This window comes from Streptomyces sp. RB17, from assembly GCF_009604455.1.
Taxonomy (GTDB): domain Bacteria; phylum Actinomycetota; class Actinomycetes; order Streptomycetales; family Streptomycetaceae; genus Streptomyces.
This window is the reverse complement of record NZ_WEGL01000002.1, coordinates 1,415,265-1,437,849: the sequence shown is the minus strand read 5'-3', so window position 1 is coordinate 1,437,849 and position 22,585 is coordinate 1,415,265. Positions and strand designations below refer to the sequence as shown.

General features: G+C 69.4%; 20 protein-coding genes and 5 pseudogenes. 14 read left to right on the top strand and 11 right to left on the bottom strand.

Annotated features, from left to right (window positions below):
• Window positions 1–3 precede the first annotated feature (3 nt).
• The 4 genes from SRB17_RS48055 (at window position 4) to SRB17_RS13555 (ending at window position 4,128) form a co-directional block, all read left to right on the top strand.
• Window positions 4–702 carry a hypothetical protein gene (locus tag SRB17_RS48055; protein ID WP_323375436.1) on the top strand — a complete coding sequence of 233 codons (699 nt, stop codon included), beginning with the start codon at window positions 4–6 and terminating at the stop codon, window positions 700–702.
• Between the two features lie 647 nt (window positions 703–1,349).
• Window positions 1,350–2,291 carry a toll/interleukin-1 receptor domain-containing protein gene (locus SRB17_RS13565; protein ID WP_153537942.1) on the top strand — a complete coding sequence of 314 codons (942 nt, stop codon included), beginning with the start codon at window positions 1,350–1,352 and terminating at the stop codon, window positions 2,289–2,291.
• Window positions 2,288–3,013 (top strand): hypothetical protein, encoded by a 726-nt coding sequence (locus tag SRB17_RS13560; protein WP_153537940.1) that lies wholly within the window; start codon window positions 2,288–2,290, stop codon window positions 3,011–3,013. Before SRB17_RS13565 ends, SRB17_RS13560 begins: the two co-directional genes overlap by 4 nt.
• A complete protein-coding gene (locus SRB17_RS13555; protein WP_153537938.1) occupies window positions 3,001–4,128 on the top strand; it encodes a hypothetical protein in 1,128 nt (375 codons plus the stop codon). Before SRB17_RS13560 ends, SRB17_RS13555 begins: the two co-directional genes overlap by 13 nt.
• Before the next feature lie 4 nt (window positions 4,129–4,132).
• Here SRB17_RS13555 and SRB17_RS46260 read toward each other — a convergent pair.
• Window positions 4,133–4,387 (bottom strand): annotated as a pseudogene (locus SRB17_RS46260) (IS701 family transposase); the annotation flags it as partial.
• Window positions 4,388–5,925: 1,538 nt separating this feature from the next.
• Between SRB17_RS46260 and SRB17_RS13545 the strand changes: the two are divergent.
• Window positions 5,926–6,282, top strand: coding sequence for a YciI family protein (locus SRB17_RS13545; protein ID WP_153537934.1), 357 nt, complete (start codon window positions 5,926–5,928; stop codon window positions 6,280–6,282).
• A gap of 166 nt (window positions 6,283–6,448) precedes the next feature.
• Here the strand turns inward: SRB17_RS13545 and SRB17_RS13540 are convergent, their stop codons facing one another.
• Window positions 6,449–7,108, bottom strand: coding sequence for a hypothetical protein (locus SRB17_RS13540; RefSeq protein WP_153537932.1), 660 nt, complete (start codon window positions 7,106–7,108; stop codon window positions 6,449–6,451).
• Window positions 7,109–7,397: 289 nt separating this feature from the next.
• Window positions 7,398–8,597 (bottom strand): annotated as a pseudogene (locus SRB17_RS13535) (RNA-guided endonuclease InsQ/TnpB family protein).
• Between the two features lie 204 nt (window positions 8,598–8,801).
• Here SRB17_RS13535 and SRB17_RS13530 point away from each other — a divergent pair.
• The 4 genes from SRB17_RS13530 (at window position 8,802) to SRB17_RS48050 (ending at window position 13,536) form a co-directional block, all read left to right on the top strand.
• The gene (locus SRB17_RS13530; RefSeq protein ID WP_194293987.1) at window positions 8,802–9,869 is read left to right on the top strand and encodes an Lrp/AsnC family transcriptional regulator; all 1,068 of its coding nucleotides are present in this window, start codon (window positions 8,802–8,804) and stop codon (window positions 9,867–9,869) included.
• A 209-nt stretch (window positions 9,870–10,078) separates the two neighbouring features.
• Window positions 10,079–11,509, top strand: a complete 1,431-nt coding sequence (locus tag SRB17_RS13525; RefSeq protein ID WP_194293986.1) for an MFS transporter — start codon at window positions 10,079–10,081, stop codon at window positions 11,507–11,509.
• Window positions 11,510–11,690: 181 nt separating this feature from the next.
• The gene (locus SRB17_RS13520) at window positions 11,691–12,944 is read left to right on the top strand and encodes an amidohydrolase (RefSeq protein ID WP_153537925.1); all 1,254 of its coding nucleotides are present in this window, start codon (window positions 11,691–11,693) and stop codon (window positions 12,942–12,944) included.
• A gap of 142 nt (window positions 12,945–13,086) precedes the next feature.
• Window positions 13,087–13,536: a hypothetical protein gene (locus tag SRB17_RS48050; RefSeq protein ID WP_153537923.1), complete on the top strand. Its 450-nt coding sequence runs from the start codon at window positions 13,087–13,089 to the stop codon at window positions 13,534–13,536.
• Here SRB17_RS48050 and SRB17_RS13510 read toward each other — a convergent pair.
• Both SRB17_RS13510 and SRB17_RS13505 read right to left on the bottom strand, forming a co-directional pair.
• Complete coding sequence (locus SRB17_RS13510) at window positions 13,516–14,280, bottom strand: hypothetical protein (protein WP_153537921.1); 765 nt, start codon at window positions 14,278–14,280, stop codon at window positions 13,516–13,518. The genes SRB17_RS48050 and SRB17_RS13510 overlap by 21 nt on opposite strands.
• Window positions 14,277–14,588: a PadR family transcriptional regulator gene (locus SRB17_RS13505; RefSeq protein ID WP_153537919.1), complete on the bottom strand. Its 312-nt coding sequence runs from the start codon at window positions 14,586–14,588 to the stop codon at window positions 14,277–14,279. Before SRB17_RS13505 ends, SRB17_RS13510 begins: the two co-directional genes overlap by 4 nt.
• Before the next feature lie 81 nt (window positions 14,589–14,669).
• Here SRB17_RS13505 and SRB17_RS13500 point away from each other — a divergent pair, with 81 nt between their 5' ends.
• Genes SRB17_RS13500 through SRB17_RS13490 form a run of 3 tightly spaced genes read left to right on the top strand, consistent with a single transcriptional unit; the run spans window position 14,670 to window position 17,435 of the window.
• Window positions 14,670–15,692: a hypothetical protein gene (locus tag SRB17_RS13500; RefSeq protein ID WP_153537917.1), complete on the top strand. Its 1,023-nt coding sequence runs from the start codon at window positions 14,670–14,672 to the stop codon at window positions 15,690–15,692.
• An 11-nt stretch (window positions 15,693–15,703) separates the two neighbouring features.
• Window positions 15,704–16,651 carry an ABC transporter ATP-binding protein gene (locus tag SRB17_RS13495; protein WP_153537916.1) on the top strand — a complete coding sequence of 316 codons (948 nt, stop codon included), beginning with the start codon at window positions 15,704–15,706 and terminating at the stop codon, window positions 16,649–16,651.
• A complete protein-coding gene (locus tag SRB17_RS13490) occupies window positions 16,638–17,435 on the top strand; it encodes an ABC transporter permease (protein WP_153537914.1) in 798 nt (265 codons plus the stop codon). The genes SRB17_RS13495 and SRB17_RS13490 overlap by 14 nt, the downstream gene beginning before the upstream one ends.
• Window positions 17,436–17,545: 110 nt before the next feature.
• Here the strand turns inward: SRB17_RS13490 and SRB17_RS13485 are convergent, their stop codons facing one another.
• Together SRB17_RS13485 and SRB17_RS13480 are read right to left on the bottom strand one after the other, a co-directional pair.
• The gene (locus SRB17_RS13485) at window positions 17,546–18,394 is read right to left on the bottom strand and encodes a methyltransferase domain-containing protein (RefSeq protein ID WP_228395972.1); all 849 of its coding nucleotides are present in this window, start codon (window positions 18,392–18,394) and stop codon (window positions 17,546–17,548) included.
• Between the two features lie 14 nt (window positions 18,395–18,408).
• On the bottom strand, window positions 18,409–18,915 hold the full coding sequence (locus SRB17_RS13480) for an NUDIX hydrolase (protein WP_153537912.1): 507 nt from the start codon (window positions 18,913–18,915) through the stop codon (window positions 18,409–18,411).
• Between the two features lie 80 nt (window positions 18,916–18,995).
• Here SRB17_RS13480 and SRB17_RS13475 point away from each other — a divergent pair.
• Window positions 18,996–19,217 (top strand): annotated as a pseudogene (locus SRB17_RS13475) (MerR family transcriptional regulator); the annotation flags it as partial.
• Here the strand turns inward: SRB17_RS13475 and SRB17_RS13470 are convergent.
• Window positions 19,210–20,163, bottom strand: coding sequence for an alpha/beta fold hydrolase (locus SRB17_RS13470; protein ID WP_416237043.1), 954 nt, complete (start codon window positions 20,161–20,163; stop codon window positions 19,210–19,212). The pseudogene SRB17_RS13475 and the gene SRB17_RS13470 sit on opposite strands and share 8 nt — an antisense overlap.
• 543 nt (window positions 20,164–20,706) lie before the next feature.
• Here SRB17_RS13470 and SRB17_RS13465 point away from each other — a divergent pair.
• Window positions 20,707–21,351, top strand: coding sequence for a dihydrofolate reductase family protein (locus SRB17_RS13465; RefSeq protein WP_323375395.1), 645 nt, complete (start codon window positions 20,707–20,709; stop codon window positions 21,349–21,351).
• A 37-nt stretch (window positions 21,352–21,388) separates the two neighbouring features.
• Here SRB17_RS13465 and SRB17_RS46250 read toward each other — a convergent pair.
• The 3 genes and pseudogenes from SRB17_RS46250 to SRB17_RS13450 form a co-directional block, all read right to left on the bottom strand.
• Window positions 21,389–21,725 (bottom strand): annotated as a pseudogene (locus SRB17_RS46250) (IS630 family transposase); the annotation flags it as partial.
• A 101-nt stretch (window positions 21,726–21,826) separates the two neighbouring features.
• Window positions 21,827–21,961 (bottom strand): annotated as a pseudogene (locus SRB17_RS47585) (transposase); the annotation flags it as partial.
• A gap of 159 nt (window positions 21,962–22,120) precedes the next feature.
• Window positions 22,121–22,519 (bottom strand): hypothetical protein, encoded by a 399-nt coding sequence (locus tag SRB17_RS13450; protein WP_153537909.1) that lies wholly within the window; start codon window positions 22,517–22,519, stop codon window positions 22,121–22,123.
• Between the last annotated feature and the right edge of the window lie 66 nt (window positions 22,520–22,585).

Genomic DNA, 22,585 nt, shown 5'->3' with positions numbered 1-22,585 from the left:
GGGGTGGAAGCGGTCGGCCAGCGCCAGGCGGCGGTCGAGCAGCGTCATATGGCCGATGAGGAGCGTCATAGGGCCGATGAGCAGCGTCATACGGCCGAGCAGCAAAGGGAGTTGGCGACTGGCCGAGCACTTCAGGCCGAGGCGGAGACCCTCCGTAACACGCAGCCCCAGAAATCCCTCCGGATGAGCCTTGCGGCGCTTCGGGTGAATCCCACTCCGGAGGCTCGCAAGGGACTGATCACCACCTTGATGCAGACGCGATACGCCGGTAGTTCGGACGGGGGTGTTCGACCGGGCACCGAGTGGTGGCAGGCGGCGTTCAGTCGTGACCGCCGCACCCTTGCTACCACCCCAGCGTCAATAACCCATCAAACCGTTACGCTGTGGGACGTCTCGGATCCGGCTCGAAGGAGGCGCTTGGGCACCCTGGGCCCTACGGACGTCAACGGGCTCGATTTCGGCGCGGACGGCCGCACCGTGGCCACGGTCGGTTCGTACGGCACGACGCTGCATGACATCGGCAACCGCGCTCACCCCAGGCAGCTGAACTCCCTGACCGGCAAGGGCACGACCGACGGCGTCGCCTTCAGCCCAGACGGCCATCTCCTCGCCACCGTAGGTCCGGCCTCCGATGCACGCAGCGACGACGGCGCCTTAACCCTCTGGGGGACGTCCACGACCTGGCGCACCCTCGGCGACTGAGCACGCACACCGGGGTGTACGACAGCTCCACGGTGATCTTCAGTCCGGACGCGCGTAGTCTTCCGACATCGACGGACGGTATAGAGCTGCCCTCGGGGCCGATCACCGCCCATACGATCCCCGGACACTTTCCTGGCACCACGCTGTGGGACATCAGTGACCGGACCCGACCGCAGCCGATGCTTCGGCTGAGCCATGTGAGCACAGCGATGTCCTTCAGCCCTGACAGCCATGTGCCGGCGACGGCGCGCGACCAGACATTGGTTCTCTGGGACGTCACCCATCTCGGCAGAGCGAGGCAGCTCGGTGTGGCCACGGGGCATTCGGATAGCATCAACGCGATGCGCTGTTCCCGGGGACACAGATAGCGGTCCGGGACGCATGGGCGCTGCGCCCTTCAACGTAGAGTTCCCAGGCGGCGTCTCATCTCGAGCTCCGCCGGTGCCTACACTCCGCCGGCATCCCCAACGAACCGTATCGACATTGACGGTGACCTCCGTCGGCGTCGGCCCTCCACTGCGGCGATGCTTGCACCCAAACCACTGCCTCAGCGCCACGCCTCACGGCCCTCCAGCGGAGCGGAACTCCCCATGGAATGCTACAAGTTGATCCCAAGCGTATAAGCACAGGACTAGGCGGGGGCGGTCTTGGACCGGGATGTCTTCATTTCGTACAGCCACAAGAGCGACGTTGAGTTGGCCGCTGCGCTCGAGGAAGGGCTACGCGGTGTGGCGCGCACCGCGTGGGGGTTGCGCCCGGGGACGCGGGTATTCCGGGACACCACGAGCCTTGCCGCCAGCAGCGACCTCGGCGGTGCCATCAAGGATGCGCTGGTGAGCTCGCGTTTTTTCATCTACCTGGCTTCCCCCGCGGCTGCCGAGTCCCGCTGGGTGCGCGAGGAGATCAGGCACTGGCGTGAGCACCACTCCATGGACGCGTTTCTGATTGCTCTGAGCGATGGCCGCATCGAATGGGACACGGCGCGCGGAGACTTCGACTGGCAGCGGACGACTGCGCTTCCGAGCGAGCTGAGCGGCGCCTTCCCCGAGGAGCCCCTGTGGGTGGACCTGCGGGAGAATCGGCAGACCTCCGCCTACTCGATGGCACCCGGCAGCACGTTCCGGGACCGCGTGGTCACCCTCGCCGCGCCGCTGCACGACATGAGCAAAGACGAGCTCGACAGTAAAGACCTTCACCTTCAGCGCAGGGCCGCCCGAATCCGGCGATCCCTGGTCACCGACCTCTGCGTCTTCCTTGTCGCTGCGATCGCCGCCGGTCTTATCGCCTGGCAGCAGGCCAACGAGGCGATCAGGCAAAGGAACCTGGCACAGCAACGCGCCACCATCGCCACCGCGCGACTGCTGGCCGCGACCGCAATCAAGGACTCCCCGGACGATGCGGCCCGCGCGCAGTTGTTGGCCGGCGAGGCCTACCGCCTGCGTCGCGAGCCGCAGACCGTGGCGGCGCTGTTCCAAACTGTGAACGACAACCCGACCTGGTCCGCCAGCACACGCTCGCCGCGCCGGTCAGCTCCCTTGCGGCGTCGGCCGGCGGAATCGCGCTCGCCGGCACCACCGACGGCCGGTTGATTCGCTGGGATCCGGCCACCGACACCAGCGCCACGACGCGTCTGGGTGACCTGCCAGTGACGAAGGTGGCGATCAGCGACGACGGCGCGGTGGCCGCGGCAACTGACGGCCGGCACGCGGTGATCTGGCACCCGGGCACGGCACCGATCCCTCTTCAAGACGAGCAGCCAGGACGGTTGGCGGTCTCACCGAAGGGCACGACGGTCGCGGTGCTGACCGTGCCAACGCCCAGTGTTCATGCCCGCCTGTCCACCTTCGACGCGTCGACTGGTGCCCGTCGCCGAAGCGTCGGACTCGCGAACCAGTACGGGGACGGAGTCGGCATACCCAACGAGCAGACGGTCGCGGTGACCAGCGGCTCGGGCCGGTGGCAGCGCCTCCGCATTGCCGACCTGACAGTCACGGTTCGCCAGGAGGAACAGAGCGCCCCACCCAGCAGGGGGATCTCCGCAACCTCGGACGACGGGTCCTTCACCGGCTTCTTGGCCGGCTGGGCGACGGTCTTCGACACGGCCAGCAACCGGACAGATCCAAGCGGTTACTCCGCCGTCGATAGTTCATACACCCCGGACGTCCTCGCGATCCGCCGAGACGGCAAGTGGGTTGCCTCGGGCGGCGGCGGACAGTTGTGGGTGTCCGAGGTCAGCAAAGGTCTCAATGGCAACCGCAGGGAGAGAGAGAGCTGCTGGGCGCCGGTGGTGCCCAGCACGTGGCGTTCATAGGCAGCTCGGACCGGCTCGTCACGGCCAAAGGCAGCGCGTTGTCGCTGTGGGATTCCACCCAACGCCCCAGGCTGCGGCTGAACGCCGACGGTCTGAAAGTCCCGGACACCCCCATGTCCAGCAATCCGACCCAGATGGCCGTGTCACCCGATGGCCGGCGTGTCCTACTGGTCGGTGGAAACGGGGACGTGGTGCTGTACGACCTCAACGGCAGCCCCGGTGCGGGCAAGGCCATCACGAGCCCCGAGAAGGACGTCTTTCCCGCCTGGCTGCCTGACGGGACCCCAGCATTGATCGGGAAGGTCGGCTGCGGCCTTTACGCAGTCCGAGGCACCGGTACCCAGAGCCTGCTGGAAGGCCAAGGCGTGGCGAACGTCGTGGCGCGGCTCACCCCCGACGGCCGGAACCTGATCTGCGTCAGTGAATACGGCGGAATGACGGTGCGCCGGCTGAGCGATGCGATGTACGTCTACGACTCGCCCGGTCTGGACAAGCCACTGACAGAATTCTCCCCCGCCCCGGTAGGCCTCGCCGCGATCAGCGAGGACGGCCGATACGCGGCCTGGATCGCCGGACAGGACCACGGCGGAGGGCAGCTGACCGTGGCGGACAGCAAGGAACGCAGGACCATAACCGTGCCGGGCGTGTCGAAGACGGTCGACTTCGCCGGTGACCGAATGCTTGTCTCACACCCTGACAGCTCGTTGGACGTCCGGGAGCCTTCCGGAACCCTGATCCGAACCATCCACATCGGCTTCGCAATGGCCCGCCCGTCGAGCTGGATACCTGGTACGCCATTCATAGGTCAGATCCGTGACGACGGCACGGTAGTCGTGATCGACATCGACTCCGGGACGATATTGGGAACGCTGCAGCTGCCGGGCCCCTCAGGCACGTGGGCCACGGCCCCATGGGAGGCCACCGCCATCGCCGGAGTAGGCTCGACCGGCGAGTTGCTGACAGCAAGCCCGGCGGGATCAGTTGTCCGATGGGCAGCCACCGAGCGGTCCTGGCTCGAGCTCGCCTGCCGGTTCGCCGGGAGAGATCTGCAACCCGAAGAGTGGCGGGAGGTAACCGGCTTCAATCCCCCAGGGGACCTCAGCTGTCACAGGTGACCCGTCAGGGGAGACCGGGGGGCCGACGTGTCCGCGCTCTGCCAAGAGAACGGCCGATCAGGTCGTAGCGTCCACCGGGACGGAACACCGTGCCTGCCGGCCCGTCATCACCTATGCCGGCGTACCTGGGCCGAATCGGCGCATGGGCGAGCACGGCCAAGGTGACGTGCCGCACCCAGCCGACGTATCGGCGGACCTCGTACTGGTCCAGGCCGCATTCGTTCTTCGCCGCCTGGAAACACTCCTCGACGGCCCACCGGCGCTCGGTTCCTGGCCGCAGAGTTGGGCGTCGTGCGGGCCATGAGCACCATCCCCGCCTGCCGTAGGCGTTCACGTTGGAGGGGCGCCGCCCGCAACCGGATCCGTCGTGCCCGGCGCCGCCTCACCACGGCCACTGTCCGGCTTCGCACTCGCCGGGTGAACCGTTTCTTCCGCTCCCTGCCCCGGCGACTTCTTCCCCGCGGCCATCGCAGCAGCCGCACGAGCCAACTGCGCTTGCACCTGCTCGAACGCTCGGGCCCGTGACCGCTTCCGTCTGTGACTTCCGCTCATACACGTTCAACGCCCCACCACGCTGTCCGTCACCGCAATTCCGCCGAATGGAGCACATAACCCCGGCTCCAACAGCGGGTATGGCTGGGGCCAGACTCGTGGGTCGGGTTGAGGTTCCGCGCTGCGCGGGAGCGGCTGGCTAGCTGGTCAGGGCGGGTTGGCGTGGTTTCAGTTTCACTGGTTCGGCCGCTGCCTGGTCGGCGTAGTGCGTCTCCTCGAACTCGATCGGACTGAGCTAGCCGAGCCGTTCCTGGATGCGGCGGGGGTTTGTAGAAGCCGTCGATGTCCTCGAAGAACGCGAGGTTCGCCTCGGCCCTGGTGGCAAAGACGCGGCCGCGGATGCACTCGGTCTTGACCAGTACCCAAAGGTTCTCGGCGAGGGCGTTGTCATACAAGTCTCCGACCGAGGTGAACTCAACCGGTCGACCCCACACCACGTCCACACCATGACGTACGGGGCAACGGTGGACAACACCGATCCGGATGCCCCTCGCCGGCGGGATGAGTGACTGGCGGGCGAGCCGCGCGATCTGTGCGTGGTCTTTGCGGCCCGGGACGATGAAAAGCTCCCGCTGGCCGAACTCGCCCGCGAGCGCGGCGCACCATCTGGCGGCAGGTGCAATAGCGAAGACGGGACAGAGTCCAGACATGTCTGCGAGACGGACGCCACCCGCGCCCTGGCTGTGGCGCGCCCGGGCCGAACGCGCCCCAGCGACCCCCTAGGGTCGGTGCGACGCAGCCTTCGCGGTCAGGCGCACGGCGTGAAAGCGCAGATCAGGACCTTCATCACGTTGCGCCGCTGCACGCGGGAGCGGCCGACGAGCCCGCCGCCCTGGCGGCGTAGGCGTCAAGGGCTTGCCGCAGGCAGGCGGGCAGCGGAGAAGCCGGGGATGCGTTTACCGTTCCCTGTAGCGCGCCTTGATCTTTCCGTCGTTGGGCCGGTCCACGCCGACCTCGCGGAGCAGTGCGAACAGATCGGGGCCCGATGGTGTTGGGTGCCGACCGAGCACCGCAGCAAGAACGCGTGAACCCATCTCCTGGTCCTTACCAGCGGAAACGACCGCGTGGGCCCGGCACGAACCTTGTCGACGAGGCCGCCGGCCGCGCGTCCCTGAGCGAGGTGGTCGGCGACTGAGCACCTGTTCCTGCTGTCAGCATGACAAGGCGGGGGCTGAGTAGTCGGCCGTGCCGTGGGCTTGCCTTGGACGGGGTCCGTTGTCGGTGTCACGGCCTAGCATCCCGGGCATGGACTTCGACACGTTCACCATCGCCCTCCTCGTCCTCCAGCCGGATGCCCCTCAACTGGACGAGGAGGCGTCCGCGGCTTTGCAGGACGCCCACATGACCCACCTTGCCGAACTCCACGAGGCCGGCCATCTGCTGGCAGCCGGCCCACTACTCGGCGGCGCGGACGAAGCCTTCAGGGGCCTGTCCATCCTCAGCGTTGGTCCTGAGCAGGCCCTGGAGCTCAAGCAGGCAGACCCGGCCGTTCAGGCAGGACGCTATTCCATCAAGGTGCTGCCCTGGATGGTGCCCTCAGGAGCAATGAACTTCGCCCCCACTCGATTCCCGCGTTCGGTCGCGGAGGCGCAAGGCAAGTGATCCGACACCTTGCGTCTCACGAGCTGGCCTGCGGGTGAACAACCGGGACCTTGCCGAGGAGAACGACACCTTGCCGATGGCCGCCTCGCCGGAACACCCACCGGCAGGGCGTCGTCGTCAACTTCGCAGGTCGCGCTCCCCCGGCGCTGCGGCCAGGCATGGCACGTTACTCCTCGTCGATGGTCTGCAGCTCGACGGGCCGGTCGGCCACGTCCATCGTCTGCGGCGTGGCCAGCAGCTTGTTCAGCCCAAGGGTCAACTGCACGACGAACACGCTGAGTAGGACGGCCAGGGCCATTCGAACCAGGCTGTAGCCGGCGTCGACGTTCGCTGCGGTCTCGTAGTCGCCGGGCGTTTGGAGGCTGGAATTGGTCACGAACGAGACGTAGACCGCGGCGAAAACCGACAGGACCCACGCGCCGTAGGTCCAGACGACTCCGCGGCCGCCTGGCAGGACCCTGATCCATCCCAGCCCGATGTCGGTGCGCGACATGGCGTTCGCATGGCCGGCGCGCGCCCACCGCTGGTAGGCGTACAGCACTGCCATGAAGACCACGAAGCGCAACATGCTCGTGGTGTTGATCGTTTGGAGCGCGCTGTGCAAAGCCTGCCGGTCATAGCCATTGTTAGTGGCGGCCATGGCCCATTGGTGGGCCCGCGTGCGCTCGGCGGAGAACCGCACGGCCTCGCTGACGATGGCTGCCGCGGCTGCAGCCAGTACCAGAATCAGTGGGCCCGACAGCGAGACCCGCCCGGGACTCACCTTGGACTGGACCAGCAACGCCGCCTTGTCATTGCGCCCGCGACGTTGAGGCGGCTTCGACAAGTCGCTCTCCTGCTGACAGACCGGACACAGTCCTTTGATCCCGTCAAAAGCAACTTCACGCTGCCGACACTTCCGGCACGTCAGTAGCATCCCGCGCCCCCCTTGCTTGATCGCGCTTGAATTGAGCGCCGCATGGTATTGCGTCCGCCAGAGAGGCGTCGATACCTCTAACGCAGTGAAGATCGAGAATGCAGATCCCCTGAGGGGATCTGCACCCATTTCGGTTCGCGCGGGCGGCCTGGCCGTGGGCTCGGTGACTCCTCCCCTTCATAGATGAGGGGGCTTCTCACTATGCCGATGCGGCTTTGCGATGGACCAGCCCGGCCCGGAGGACGTTCAGGGCACCCACCGTGTCCGCGTGCGCGGTGTGACCGCACGAGGCGCAGTGGCACTTTTCCTGGGTGGGCCAGTTCTCCTTGGCGGTGTGCCCGCATGCGGGGCACCGCCGGGAGGTGTTGCGGGGGTCCACCGCCATCACCTGCCGTCCGGCTCCTTCCGCCTTGGCGGCCAGGATCGCGAGGAACACCCCCCATCCGGCATCAGCGATCGAACGGTTCAGCCCGGCCTTCGCCACTGCCCCGTTGGGCAGGAAGCTGCCCGGCTGTTCGGGGTCCGGCTTCGGCGCGGGGGCCTTGCTCATATTGCGGATCTTGAGGTCCTCGTGCGCGATGAAGTCGTGTTCGCGCACGAGGGCAAGCGCGGTCTTGTGCGCGTGGTTCAGGCGCCGGCGGCGGACCTTGCGGTGCAGTCGGGCCACGGTCTGCACGGCCTTGCGCCGGCGCTTGCTGCCCCGCTTGCACCGGCTCAGCGCCTGCTGTGCGTCCTCGAGCATCGCGGCTGCTTTCGCGCCGTGGCGGGGGTTGGGCACGAACCCGCCGTCCGAGTCGGCGAGGAAGTGGGCTATGCCCATGTCGACGCCGACCACCAGCCGGTCGCGGGCAGTGGTTCAGGCGCGGGCTGCTCGGCAGTCAGGACGACGTACCAGCGGTGCCCTTCGCGCTTCACCGAGATCGTCTTGACTGTGCCGATGACGGGCCGGTGCCGGTGCACCTTGACGTGTCCGACGCCCTGGAGGCGCACGCGGGTGACGGGGTCGTGCGGGGTGGAATCCCGGCGGCAGCCGTCGCCGTCCTTGTGGAACTCCACCGTGTCGAACCGCTTGCCCGACCTAAAAACGCGGATACCCCGGCTTCTCTCCGGCCTTCACCCGGCGGAAGAACGCGGCGAACGCCCTGTCCAGCCGCCACAGGGTCGCCTGCTGTGAGCTGAACGACCAGCGTCCCTGACGCTCCGGGTCGAACGCCCGGATCTCCTTGAGCTGCGCGGACTGCTGCCCGTAGCGGACCGTCGTCTTCGAGGCGTGCCGGTAGGCATCCCGTCGCTCCTGCAACGCTGCGTTGTAGAGCGAGCAGTGATCCCGCAGCATCTCGGCAAGCGCGCCCGCCTGGCCTGCGGTGGGCCGCAGGAGGAATTTGTACGCACGGATCACCCGGGGTGCGGAACGTCATCGAAGTCGACGGCAAGCACCACGGCTTGCCGTCCGGTACCCGCGGAGGTGCACACTGTCCCCTCGGGCGAGGTACCCGGACCCCTCCGCGTACGTACGCGCAGCCACCGGGGCGGGGGTACCGCGCCCCGACATCCGCACCGAGGCGCCCGTCGGCGGCCGCAGGACCCGAGGAGAGAAACCGGCGTGCACCCCCGCCACGACCCGTCCCTGGTCGACGAGACCGACCTCGCGCTGGTGCACGCCCTGCAGACGGCGCCCCGAGCCCCGTGGGCGGCTGTGGGCCGGGCGCTCGGCATCGACCCGAGCACCGCCACCCGCCGCTGGGCACGTCTCGTCGAGGCCGGGCTCGCCTGGGTCACCTGCTACCCGGCGGACCGGCTCCTGGAGGACATGGGCAGCGCCCACATCGACGTCGCCTGTCTGCCGGGCGCGGCCGACGCTGCCGGACGCAGGCTCGCCGGCGCCCCGCACGTCGCCAGCGTGGAACACGTCAGCGGCGACCACGCTCTGCTGCTGACCGTGCTCGTGCCGACGCTGACCGACCTGTCGCACTACCTCCTGGGCGGCCTGGCCGATGTGCCTGGGGTGACGGGAACCCGCACGAACATCGCCACCCGGCTGTTCTACGAGGCGAGCCACTGGCAACTGGACGCCCTCAGCGCCGGCCAGCAGCAGATCCTCCAGCCCTACCGCCCTGTGCCCGGCCCGCCCAGCCGGGCCGCCCGGCCGCTCACCGAGGTCGACACCGAACTGGCCGTCCTGCTCAGCGAGGACGGCCGGATGCCCGTCGCGAACCTCGCCGCCCGCCTGGGGGTCAGCGAGTCGACGGTGAACCGCAGGCTGCGCTCGCTGCTCGCGGACGGGCGGCTCGTCCTGCGGGCCGAGATCGCCCAGCCCTGGTCCGGTGCCCCGGTCAGCCTCAACCTGTGGGGGCGCGTCCCGCCGGACCAGCTCGACCGAGCCGGGTCCGCGCTCTGCGCGCTGCCCGGAGTACGGCTGTGCGCGGCGTTCACCGGCGGCTCGGCCAATCTCCGGCTGGCGCTGTGGCTGCGGTCGGTCGCGGAGACCAGCCGGGTGGAGAGCGAGATCGTACGGCGCGTGCCGTCGCTGCGCGTCGTCGATCGCTCCCTGGGACTGCGCCACCTCAAACGGATGGGACGCCTTCTCGGGCCGGACGGGCGCAGCATTGGCACGGTGCCGCTCCAGGTGTGGTCACCGGCCTGGGAAGCGGGGCGGGACGAGCCCCGGTGACGGATTACGGACAGGACGCGCGGGACGGGGTGGGGCGGGAGACGGGGCGCGGGTGACGGAATCCGGGTGTGCGGCGGCATGCCGTGCAGGAATCCCGCACGGTACGGGGAACGGGGCCGCCGCGGCTCAGGATGCGGTCACCTCCCGCCGGTACAGGACCGCCTGATCACCGCGCGGGAGCCACCTGGTTACGACTCCAAGGAGGCTCCGTGGCCCGAGCCGTCGCGTCCACACCCGCACGCCCCGCGTCCCGTGCGGTCGTCACCCCCGGCCTGCTCCTCGCCCTGCTCGCCTACGTCGAGACCAGCAGCGGCGTGATCCAGGGCTCCATCATCCCGGTGCTGCCCGCGGTCGGCGAGCGGCTCGGCGTCGACGCCGCCGGTCTGAACTGGGTGAACATCTGCCAGCTGCTGTCCTCCGCGGTGTGCGTGCCGGTCCTCGCCCGGCTCGGCGACCGGCACGGCCACCGACGGCTGTTGCGCCTCACCGTCACACTCACCGCGCTCGGCACGGTCCTGGTTGCGCTCGCGCCCACGTACCCCGTCCTGCTCGTCGGCCGCGTCCTGGAAGGCACGCTATCGGTCTGGCTGCCGCTGGAGTTCGCCATCGTGCGCGACCGGCTGCCCGCCGACCGCTCCGGTCCTGCCATCGCCCGGCTCACTGGCTGCCTCGTACTCGGCGTCACCCTCGGCACTCTCGCCGTCGGCCTGCTGGCCCGGCTGAGCAGCGACCCGCGGGTGCTGCTGGCACTGCCCGCGGTGCTCACCCTCGTGTGTGTGCCCGTGGTGTGGCGGTGGGTGCCGGAGTCCGACAGGCGGGCCGCGCCGGCCCGCCCGGACCTGCCCGGTGCCGTGCTGCTGACTCTCGGCCTGGCCGCGCTGCTCGTAGGGCTCGCTCAGGGCAGCCACCTCGGCTGGGCCTCCGTCGCCTTCGCCGCCTTCATGGCCCTGGCCGTCGTACTGCTCGGCACCTGGGCGGCCGTGGAGCTGCGCAGCACAGCCCCCATGGTCGATCTGCGCTTCACCTGCCGCCGCGATGTGGCGCCGTTGTACCTGGCCGCACTCGGCATCGGTGTGGCCCTGTTCGGCACCCAGTCGGCGATGGCCACCTTCAACGCCGCCGACCCCGGGCTCGGCTACGGCTTCGGACTGGGCACCATCGGTGTCTCCCTGATCACCCTGCCCACCGGCATCAGCCAGTTCGCCGGGGCATGGCTCCACCCCAGGGCAGCCCGCTCCCTGGGCGCCGCCCGCGCGGTCGCGGCGGCATTTCTGCTCGCCGCCGCCGGATACGCCCTGCTCGCCGCCTGCCACGCCGCCATCTGGCAGGTCGTGCTCGCCACCGTGATCGCCGGCATCGGTGTCGGCGCCGTCATCGCCGGGCTGCCGGTGATGGTGGTGGCCGCGGCCGACCGCGCCGACACCGGCATCGCCAGCGGCGTGTACCAGGTCGCCCGCAACGTAGGCGGCTCCACCGCGGGCGCGGTGTTCGCCGCCGTGATGACCGCCCTGCCCGCCGCCGGCGCCACCGGCCGTCCCTCCGCAGGGGCCTACGTCACCATCTGGCTGATCTGCACCGCGCTGCTCCTGCTCGGCGCCGCCCTGCTGGCCACGACGCCGGCCGCTCATTCCCGCGACTGACCCCACCGACGCCCCGAACCCACCCCCTGATGCCGCGCACTCGCCCCCGGCGTCATGGCCCACCCCCAACGTCACGACCCCACCCCCAACATCACGACTCCACCCCCAACATCACGACTCCACCCCCGACGTCACGACTCCACCCCCGACGTCGCGACCACCCGCCGACGTCATTCCCCTGATGGGAGAGCCCACCTTGCCCGACACCTCCCTCCACACCGCACTGCGGGCCCAGGTCGCGGCCCGGGCCGAACAGTTGACCTCCCTGGCCCGGGACCTGCACGCCCATCCCGAAACGGCCTTCGAAGAGCACCGCTCGGCCGCCGTCCTGGCCGAGCTGTTCCAGAACGCCGACTTCCGCGTCGAACGCGGCACCGCCGGCCTGCCGACCGCGTTCACTGCGACCGCCGGACCAGACGACGCCGACCTCACCATCGGCTTCTGTCTGGAGTACGACGCGCTGCCCGGCCTCGGCCACGCCTGCGGCCACAACATCATCGCCGCCGCCGGCGCGGGCGCCGCCCTTGCCCTCGCCGCCGTCGCCGACGACCTCGGGCTACGCGTCAAGGCCCTCGGCACACCTGCCGAGGAAAGCGGCGGCGGCAAGATACACATGCTGCGGGCCGGAGCCTTCGACGACGTCTCGTGCGCCCTCATGACCCACCCCGGCACAGACGACGAGGTGGGCACCACCTCACTCGCCTCCCGGCACGTCGGGGTCACCTACACCGGCCGCGCCGCGCACGCCGCCGTCGCCCCGCACGAGGGCGTCAACGCGGCCGACGCCTGCGTGGTCGCGCAGACCGCGATCGGGCTGCTCCGTCAGCACCTGCCGGACGGCACCCGGCTCCACGGCATCGTCACCGAGGGCGGCGCACGCTCGAACATCGTCCCCGAACGAGCCCGGATGAGCTGGCAGTTCCGCTCCGGCACCCACGCCGAACTGGAGGAGCTGTGGCCGCGGGTCCGTGCCTGCTTCGCGGCCGGAGCCCTGGCCACCGGCTGCGAGCTGACCCTGACCGAGCCCACACCCGCCTACGCCGACCTGCGCCAGGACACCTGGCTGAGCGAGCGCTACGCCCACCACGCCCGCCTCCTCGGCCGCACCCCCCGGCGCCCAGCATCCGTCGGCGCCTCCACCGACATGGGCAACATCAGCCATGTGATGCCGTCGATCCACCCCACCATCGGCCTCGGCAGCACCGCCCTGCCCCACACATCAGGCTTCGCCGCCGCCACGACGGGCCCCGCCGCCGACCGCGCCGTCCTCGACGCGGCCCTCACCCTGGCCGGCACTGCGGCCGACCTCGCGCAGAACCCCGAGCGGCGAGCCGAGGTGGTCCAGGCCCACCGGCAACGGCCGACAAGCGCGGACGCGGACGCGTCACCAGCGGGCCGACCCGACCCGGTGGACGCCGCCGGGACCTGGGCTTGACCCCGGCGGGCACCAGCCGGTAAACGGCCTCGGGGAACATCGGTACAACGGTTAACGCCAAGCCGGTGATCATGGTCAGGCCGGGGCTCCGAGAGCGGTGACCCGGTTCGCGTACCCGCGGCGGGCCTTGCGCTGTGCCGGCGTGGACCTCGGGCGTGGTGCTGACCCGCAGGGTGTAGCCCTGGCCGCGTCGCACGGTCACGCCCTGGTCGAGCGCGGCGCGCTCGGCGGGCTCCAGTTCGGTCGTGCGGAGGAAGTCGGCGACCCTGCCCGGCATGTCGAGGACGACCGGCACTTCCGGGGCCGGGGTGTCCGGGTCGGCGGCGGTGTGCTCGGGCATGAGGTCGGCGACGGCGGTACGGATGGCGCCGCGGCTGACGTGGTGGTCGCGGGCCAGGGCGGCGATGGACTGGCCGCCCAGGTACGCGGCGCGCACGGCGGCAGCCTTCGCTGCCGTGACAGCCGGGCGGCCGCCCTTGTGCGGCAACTCCTGGGTCAGGTGCCGGGAACGGTTCAGCGGTGCCAGCACTCGGCGTTCGCGGAGCGCTGGTCGCACTCCAATGGCTGGGGCCTACACCCTCTTCTGCCGTAGATCGTGGCCGGCGCTGATGGCCGTGACGGCCAGGAGGCCCAGGGTCAACGTTTCGACGAGGGAGCCCGGGCGAGGAGCGGTCCGGACGATGGCGAGGAGGCTCTGGCTTGCTGCAAGGGCCAGTCCCGTCCCGATGTGCAGAAGGGCCGTGGACAGTCGGCGCGTGGTCGCAAGGGCGGCGGTCCGGGTGAGGTGGGTGACGAAGATACACAGGCGGAGTGCGGCGAATCCGAGCGTGAGCCAGTAGAAGAGGACCACGGCGGCGTCGGCGAAGCCCGTGAGGTGTTCGGCGATGCCGCTCCAGGCCGTCAGGCACAGGGCCCCGACTGCGGCGGCCGGGGCGGTCAGGGTTCGGACCGCCGAGGCCGTCAGGGTGCGGAGTGCTGCGCCGCTCGGCCGGGGAAGCGGCGCTGCGAGGACGATGCCGAGCAGGAGCGGGGCGATCCACAGGCTGGTGGCGGGGTGGTGGGTGTCGGCCGTCAGGGTGGTGGAGGGTTCGGCCGAGCGCAGCAGCAGTCCGGTGACCGCCGCGAGCGCGAACAGGGCGACGGTCAGGACGCGGCGGGTCTGGCCGGTGGACGTCTCGGGCCAGTCGCCGGGGTGCAGCCACAGCCGCACCGCCCCCGCGAGGGTGTCGGGCCAGGAGCGGACTCCCGCTGCGGACACCTCGTGACGGATGTCCTCGCCCCATCGCTCGCACACGGCCGGCGGGTAGAGCCGGGCCAGGAGCGTGGCCGCGTTCATGCCGGGGTGATCCCGAGTGCGCGCAGGCCGGCGGCGGAGATACGGGCCATCTGCTGGAGTTCGGCGCGCAGTTGGTCACGGCCCGCGTCGGTGATCCGCATGGTGCGCTGGCGTTCCTGGGCTTCTGCCGCCTGGTCCGCAGGCTGGATCAGCTCGCGCGCCTCCAGCCTGGACAGTGCTCCGTAGAGGCTGCCGGGGCCGAGTTTGCGGCCGGTGAGTTCTTCGATCGCGGTGTTGATGGCGTATCCGTGCAGCGGGCCGTCCGCGAGGACGGTGAGCACGAGCATCTGGGCGTCGTTGCTGTGCATGGGCCTCCTTGCCTCCGGCCCACATGGTACGAGCCGCGATACTACTTGTCACGTAGTACGAGGCGCGTACTATGGCGGGCCATGGAACACGTGAAGGAGAACGGCCGGGCCTACCCGGCAGTGGTCTGGACGAGCCTCGGCGGGGCCGGTGTGTTCGAGGCGCTGACGGTGCTGGAGACCCAGGACAAGACGGTCAGGGCGGCCAGCCCGTGGCAGGACGACCCGTACGACGTGGTGGTGTCCCTGGCTCAGTTCGCGGTGCCGATGCTCGCCCTGGTGATCGCGTTACGGCTGCTCGTGTGGCGGGTGCCAGGGGGCGCGGACCGGGTTCAGCAGACGGTGCGTGCGGCGGGGGCGATGGTCACGCTGGTCGGGCTCACGGTGGGGTCCGAGTGGGCCGCGGTCATCGCCGGGGCGCCTGCCTCACCCTCCGGGACATGGGCATCGGTGCTGATCGGCGGGCTGGTCGTCAACTCCGTACTCACCGTGGTCGCAGCGGTGTCGCTCGGGCGATGTCGCCGCCGACGCCGTTTGGCCCACGGCCCGCGGAGCGACTGGCTCGGCGACGCCGTCTTCCTCTGCCGACGGATTCCCGTGCTGCGGCGCTGGGCCGGTCCTGACGCGGCGGTCTGGGTACGCCAGCGCGCGATGACGGTGTTCGTCACGCTGAGCACGCTGGCCGCGGCGGCCCTCACCGGTGCGCAGGCCATCGGCGAACGCTGGACGGATCCGCTGCTGATCGCCTGGTTTCTGGTCGTCGTGGCGACCTCCGACCTCGCGTTCTGCGTGATCAGCAACGCGGTCGCGGGCTTCATCGCCCGGCCGCCGCGCACCCGGCCCCGCCGTATCGCCGAGGCATCGGCAGTCGCCGGGTGCGTCGCGGTCAGTGTCGCGACGGCGTTCCGTGACGCGCTGTGGCCCGTGTTCGGGACGGGCTCGCTGTCCGTACCGGCCTTGGCCGCCCTCACGCTCGGCGCCGGTCTGGTCACGTCCCTGGTCACGGCTGCTCTCCTGCTCGCGTGCTCGCCGTACGAGGCCGCCCGCTTGCGCCGCCGCTTCGGCGCGGCCGCCACCCACCTTCGACGACCGGGTACGCACCGCTGAAAGGCGTGACGATGGGACCGTCCACAGCGCAGGAACAGGCAACACCGACGATCTGCGCCCGCGAGCTGTCCAAACAGTACGGACGCAGGCAAGCCGTCAGCGGGCTCGGCTTCGCCGTTGACGCCGGCCAGATCTGCGCACTGCTCGGCCCGAACGGGGCGGGCAAGACCTCCACGATGCGGATGCTGGTCGGCCTGTCGTCCCCGGACACTGGCAGCGCGAGCATCCTGGGTGAACCGGTCGGGCTGGGCGCGGAGGTGCTGCGCGGTGTCGGCGTTCTCATCGACGGCCCGGCGTTCGTGCCGCACCTCACCGGCCGGGCCAACCTGCGGCTCCTGTGGTCGGCGACGCGACAGGCATGGCCGCCCCCCGCTTTGGACGACGCGCTGGACCTCGCCGGGCTGGGCGAGGCGCTCGACCGCAAGGTCAAGGGCTATTCGATGGGGATGAAGCAGCGGCTGATGCTGGCCCAGGCCCTGATGCGGAAGCCGGACGTGCTGATCCTGGACGAGCCGGCCAACGGACTGGACCCCGGCGAGGTCCGGGCTCTGCGCGAGTACCTGGGGGAGTTGGCCCGGCGAGGGGCCACCGTGCTCGTCTCCAGCCACCAGCTCGCCGAGGTGCAGCAGCTGGCGACCCACGTCGTCGTGATGAACCACGGCCGGCTGATCGCCGCAGGACCGATGGACGAGTTGCTCGGCGCCGCCGGCACCTACCGCCTCCAGGTGGACGACACCGAGAAGGGGGCCGCCGTACTGCGCGCACTGCCCGGCGTCGCGACGGCCACGACGCAGCGGGACGAGATCGTCGTCACCGCCCCCGGTGTGCTCTCCCGCGACCTGGTCCGCGCGCTGGTCACGGAGGGCATCGGCGTCACGTCCGTGCAGCAGGAGAGCAAGTCCCTGGAAGAAGCGTTCCTCACCATGACCGAAGGGGCCGGCGAGCATGCTGCGCGTTGAACTGACCACCCAACTACTGCGGATCCGCACCCTCGTCGTGCTCGCCTGTCTGGCCACCGTCCCCGTGCTGTCCGGCTTTTCGTACGCATCCCAGGCGGGGCATCGCAACGGCCGTCAGACCGGCCTGTTCGGCGCCTCCCCCTACTCCGCGCTCAACCACTCCATGGCGAGCATGGCGTTCATCGAACCGCTGCTCCTCCCAATCATGGTGGCTCTGCCGGCCGCCGCGATCGCCTCGTCCGACCGGGAGTGGGGAACCCTGCGCTACCTGTACGTTGCGCCCGTGAGCCGAGCACGCCTGCTGGCGGCCAAGCTCAGAGCTCTGGCCGTCTGGACTGCGACCGCCACCTTGTGTGTGCTGGCGGCCGGCCTGCTTGCCGGTGTTGCCATCTACGGCTGGCATCCGTTCCACATCGTTGGTGCTCCGAATCTCACCGGCGGGGAGACAGCCACCCGGGTCCTGTCGGCGACCGGCTACTGCCTGCTGTGCATGCTGAGCATCGCGACGATCGCGTTCGTCCTGGGACTCCTGCTGCCCCGCGGCCTCGAAGCCCTCGGCACCGCCGTGGCCTTGGTGATCGCTGCCGGCATCCTCAACGGCACGCACACCCTGCACGCCGTGCAGATCGTCCTGCCCATGCACTACTGGCGGGACTGGACCCACCTGTTCGACCCCTCTGGGACCGCCCACCTCGGCACCGGCATCGTGGTCCAGATCACCGCGATCGTCGTGGCCACCTGCGCCGCCGTCCTCGTGCTCCACCGACGGGACCCCGCGGCATGACACCCGCTCCGCCCGCGATGCCCGAACTCCGCGACGAGTTTCGCAGCTCCCTGCGCGGTCGGCGAGACGGTGGAGACCGCCGCGCCGACGACGGCCAATGCGACGCGCAACTACACCTCGGCCACGACGATGTAGAACGTCACCGCCGCGAAGAAGGGGCCACGCGTGAGATGGCTCAGCCAGGCTTCCGCCGCCCGGTCGCTGAAGTAGCCGGCTTCGACGGCGCGCCGAGTGGTGCGTTCCAGGCCGAGGATCCTGTCCGCGACCTGGACATCCCGGAAGAGCGGTGTGACAGGGATGACCGTGGGCACCGTGAAACCGCTCTCGGCCGCCAGCCGCGCCAACTGCCTGCCGATCCCCGCGTTGCGGACCACCCGTTCGGCAATATGGCGGGTGTAGACACGCGTCAGGTTGCTGTCCGGATGGTCGACGGCCAGGGTTTCCCAGTCGGGCTCGCCCATGACGAGCCGCCCGCCCGGCCGCAGGACCCGGCGGATCTCACCGAGCGCTGTCAGGGGATCTGCGACGTGCTGCAGGACCCGGTCGGTTCGGGCACGGTCGGCAGTGTGGTCGGGCACCGGCAGGTCGTGGATGTCTGCGTGCCGGACGTCCACCATGGCCTGGCCGGCGGTGCGTGTCCGCGCGGCGTCGACCATGTTCTGGTCGTGGTCGAAGCCGATGACAGCGCCGGTCGAGGTGACTGCCCGGGCGAGCGCCTGAAGGTCCGTACCGGGGCCGCAGCCGAGGTCGAGCACCCTGTGTCCGGCACGCAAGTCGAGTTCGTCGAGCATCCGCCGCTTGTAGGAGCGGCCGAGATCGCTTGCAGCGAGCCGGTCGAGATAGCTGACGGGATCGGGCTTGGCCGTCTCGAACGCAGCTGGTGTCATGCGTCCAGTCAACCAACTACCCAGCCCGCCATAGGCGTTGTATCGCGACAAAAACATGGCTCGGCCGCTCAAGCCGTACCGATGCGCTACTCCGGATCGGTGTCTTCGTTGACATTGCCCAAATGCACAGGGGCTCGATCAAGGCCCACGGCCGACAGGGCATCGGGCAGGAGAGAAGCCATCCTCTTCGGCCGGACGGTCTCCGCAGTGGCAGCGAGTTCCGCTGCCGACCACCAACGATGCCCGTAACGAGCCTCCTCCGTCCGGACGTTCATACCGCGGACCTCATCGGCCGTGACGCGGGCAAGGCGGTATTCCTCGTACTGGTCGAAGACACGGCCGTCGACGCTGAAGATCGCCTGCCGGGTCCAGACAACGGGGCTCAAACGCCCAGCGGGAAGAGACAGCGCCGTCTCCTCCCAGACTTCACGCACGGCAGCCTGAGGATAGTTCTCGCCGTCCTCGACAGCACCACCGACGGTGAACCACCATCGTGCCCCTGGACTGCGCGGATCACGGCCGCACAGCAGGAGCAGACGATCGTCGCCGTCCACCAGGAGAACACGGGAAGTCCACCGCAGCGTCAGCGTCATGAACCCCGATGCTATCCACGGATCACATGGTGAGGAGAAGGACTGGACTCTCCTGCGGAGGGACACATGAAGGTGGGGTCATGGACGGCGGCACCCTTTACTCGATCGGTGAACTGGCTCGGCGCACCGGGCTGACGGTCAAAAGGATCCGGTTCTGTTCCGACCGCGGCAGCGTGACGCAGGCCGATCGCACCCCCGCCGGATACCGCCGCTACGGCCCGGACGCCGTCGCTCGTCCGGCCCTCGTCCGGCCACTGCGCGAGCTCGGCCTCGGCCTCGACGTGATCCGGCGTGTCACGAACCCTGCGAACGCAGCCGCTCTCGCCATTGCTCCGGGCGCCGGCTGGCCGGCTCCGTCGTCGCGATGAAGTTCTCCAGAACGGAAAGGAAGCGTTGCGGATCTGTGTGGAACGGGAAGTGCCCCGAGCCCTCGAAGATCTCCAGACGGCTGCCGGGCATGGCGGCATGGGCCACCTCGGCGTGCAGGGCGGGCACGACCTGGTCGCGCGAGCCCCACACCAGCAGGGTCGGCATACCTGCGGTGAGATGGCAGCGGTCGAGCATGGTCACTACTTGACCGCGCCAGTCGACCACAGCGCGCAGCGTACGAATGAACGCCTCACGGGAGGCCGTATCGGGCAGGGCATCCACCACACGCAAGAGATCCGGCGCGTCCACGCCGAGCCCCGTGCCGAACAGCTGCAGCAGCCGGATCGCGATGGCGGTCTGCGTCCGTACCGTCGGAAGCCGCAACGCGGCCAGAGCCAGCTGGGCCCCGGGAAGCGAGGCCAGGCGCAGCGCCGGAGTGACACCGCGTCCCACCCCGCCCGTGCTCACCAGTGCCAGCCGCTCGGTCCGGTCCGGGAACTGGTACGCGAATTGCATGGCCACACCGCCGCCGAGGGAGTGTCCGACCAGCGTCGCCCGGTCGACGTCCAGCACTCCCAGTAGGTCCCGCATGCCGTTGGCGTACGCGGGCACCGAGTAGTCTCCGCGCGGCTTGTCGGAGCAACCGTGGCCCAGTAGGTCCGGGGCGATGACCGTGTGGTGCCGGGCCAGCTCGGGGATCAGTTCGGCCCAGGTGTCGGAGGAGTCCCCGATGCCGTGGATCAGCAGCAGGACCGGACCCTTGCCCGCCATGCGGAAGGCCCAGCGGTGACCGTGGATGACCTGGTACTGGCGTGCGAAGGACTTGTGGATCGCACGCAGCCGCGCGGACTCGCGACGCTGCGGAGGAATGCTTGCCACAGCAGCTCCTCTCCCGGGCGGGCAGATGGCCCCTCGGCGGTTAACGTGCTCGTAACGCTCACGTGCTGGGGGAATCTAAGTCGACAAGTCGATTTTCTGGAGTGGGCTACGTCACAGATCGCGACGGTGAATGCGGCACGAAGGAATCCCCAAACGCCGATGCGACCTGGGGTTTCGCATAGTCCGCAGGCGGCCACGACCCCCCTTGACGTGAGGTACGCCACGGCGCTGACGCCCAAAGCCGCAGCACTTTCGGCATGATCCAGTGCTCTGACCGGCAAGGTTCGCCGGGGTAGCGGTTGGATCGGTTGGATCAGTTGAACGGGCGGTGACGTCCATTGCGACGCATGTGAGTGGTCGCGGCGGCCGCCCCGGGCACCTCGATGACCTCCGCGTCCACGACGGTCACATCGCTACTGGGGCCGCTTCCTGGGACGCCCTGGAAAATTTGTGGGCCGTGTCGATCCGGCCACATCCCGTTCGACGTCATGATGTGCGGCGCCTCGCCGCACGATGACACGACAGGACCTGACGAGGACAGACGTGGATCAACTGCTGAGAGTCATGAACTTCAACGTCTCGAGTGACGGAATCGGTGCCGGTGAGCACCAGAGTCTCGAGCGGCCGTTCGGCTGCGACCATCCCGAGCGGCTGTTCGCCTGGGCCGGGGCCACGGCGAGCTGGCCCATGCGCACGGATCCCGGGGGGAGCCGGGGTCTCGACGACTACTTCACGCGGGACTTCGCACGCGACATCGGTGCCGAGATCATGGGCCGCAACAAGTTCGGTCCCCAGCGCGGGCCCTGGCAGGACCATGAGTGGCGCGGCTGGTGGGGGGAGGAGCCCCCGTTCCGCACGCCGGTGTTCGTCATGACCCACCACACGCGTCCGTCGTTCACGCTCTCCGATACCACGTTCCACTTCGTCGACGGAGACCCCGCCACGGTCCTCGAACGGGCGCGGGAAGCGGCGCAGGGCAAGGACGTCCGACTCGGCGGCGGGGTCACCACCATCCGGCAGTTCCTCGATGCCGGCCTCGTCGACACCATGCATGTGGCGGTCTCACCGGTAAAGCTCGGGTCCGGACTACGGCTCTGGGAGTCCCCCGATGAACTGCTCGACCGGTTCCACCTGGAGGTCGTGCCCAGCCCGAGCGGTGTGACGCACCACCTGTTCTGGCGAAAGTGACGCGAGGCCCCCTCGAGTTCAGGCTGCGACTGCGAGAAGGGCGTCCGCCCCAGCGGATGCCCTCCTCGCTTCGGACGCGGGCGCGTTCCCTGCGTTGAGCGGCGAGCACGTCGGGGTGGCGGGCGTTGGCGTTACGCCAGCGCAGGTAGCGGTGCAGGGCCTGGGTCTGCGCGGGACGGCTGCGGTGGTGGGAGTTGGCCAGGGTGAACTGTCGCAGTGGGCCGAAGTGGGCCTCGATCGGGTTGGCCCAGGAGGCGTAGTTCGGGGTGAAGCACAGCTCGACCTTGTTCTTCTTGGCCCAGCGGCGGATGTCCTGACCGGTATGCGATGTATTCCTTGATGATCCCGAGCGGTGCGCCGTCGCAGGATGCGGCGAAGGATGACGGAGACCAGAAGTGATCGCCCCACAGGTATGTACGTGGCCGGGGAACTCCTGCCGCAGGCGTCGAGCCGAGACGCCGTTGAGGCTGCCGACGAGCCTGGAGATGGCGACCTTCGGCGAATAGTGCACCAGTAGGCGGACGTGATCGTGCTCGCCGTTGAACTCCACCGGCTCGGTTTCGAAGTTGGCGCACACGGCGCGCGTGATCTCTTCGCAGTGTCGAAGGATCTCGTCGGTGAACGGTCCGCGCCGGTACTTGGGCGTGAAGACTCACCGATATGCCCGCCGTATGCATTCCAGGCGACGAAGGCGGCCCGCTGTGGCAGTTCCACCCCCGTGGTTCTTGGACCGGCTGATCAACACCAGCCGCCGATCGAATGACCAGGATCACTCCCACCAGTTGAACATCAGCTCGCCGACTGTGCTGGGACGCCAGTACCGCACCTGCCCCAGCTCTGCCTCGGCGAGCTCGCTGGTGTCAGCAGCGGCCAACGGCATGCTCAGTTCTTCGACGTCCAGCAGCCGGAAGCCGCCCAGCTCGAATGCGTCCGCCCAGGCCGGTGGGGATATGAAGTTCGTCAGGGGCCCACCGGGCTGCGGAGGACTCGCCGCAAAGGCAACGACCGGGAGTACCTCGTGGGACAAGACGGTCGTTTTACTGTCTGGGATGGCGATCAGAGCAGTATGGAAGTTCGGCGTTACTCCGGCCAGCGCCACTTCGTCGACCGTGCCCCGAATCGATCGGGCCACCGCATGGCAGACGCTCTTGAAGACAAGGGCGTCCACCTGCGGCAACGTGGCTTCGCCATGCCCCCAGAACCCGGTAGCACCTCGTGAGACACGGATCACGTC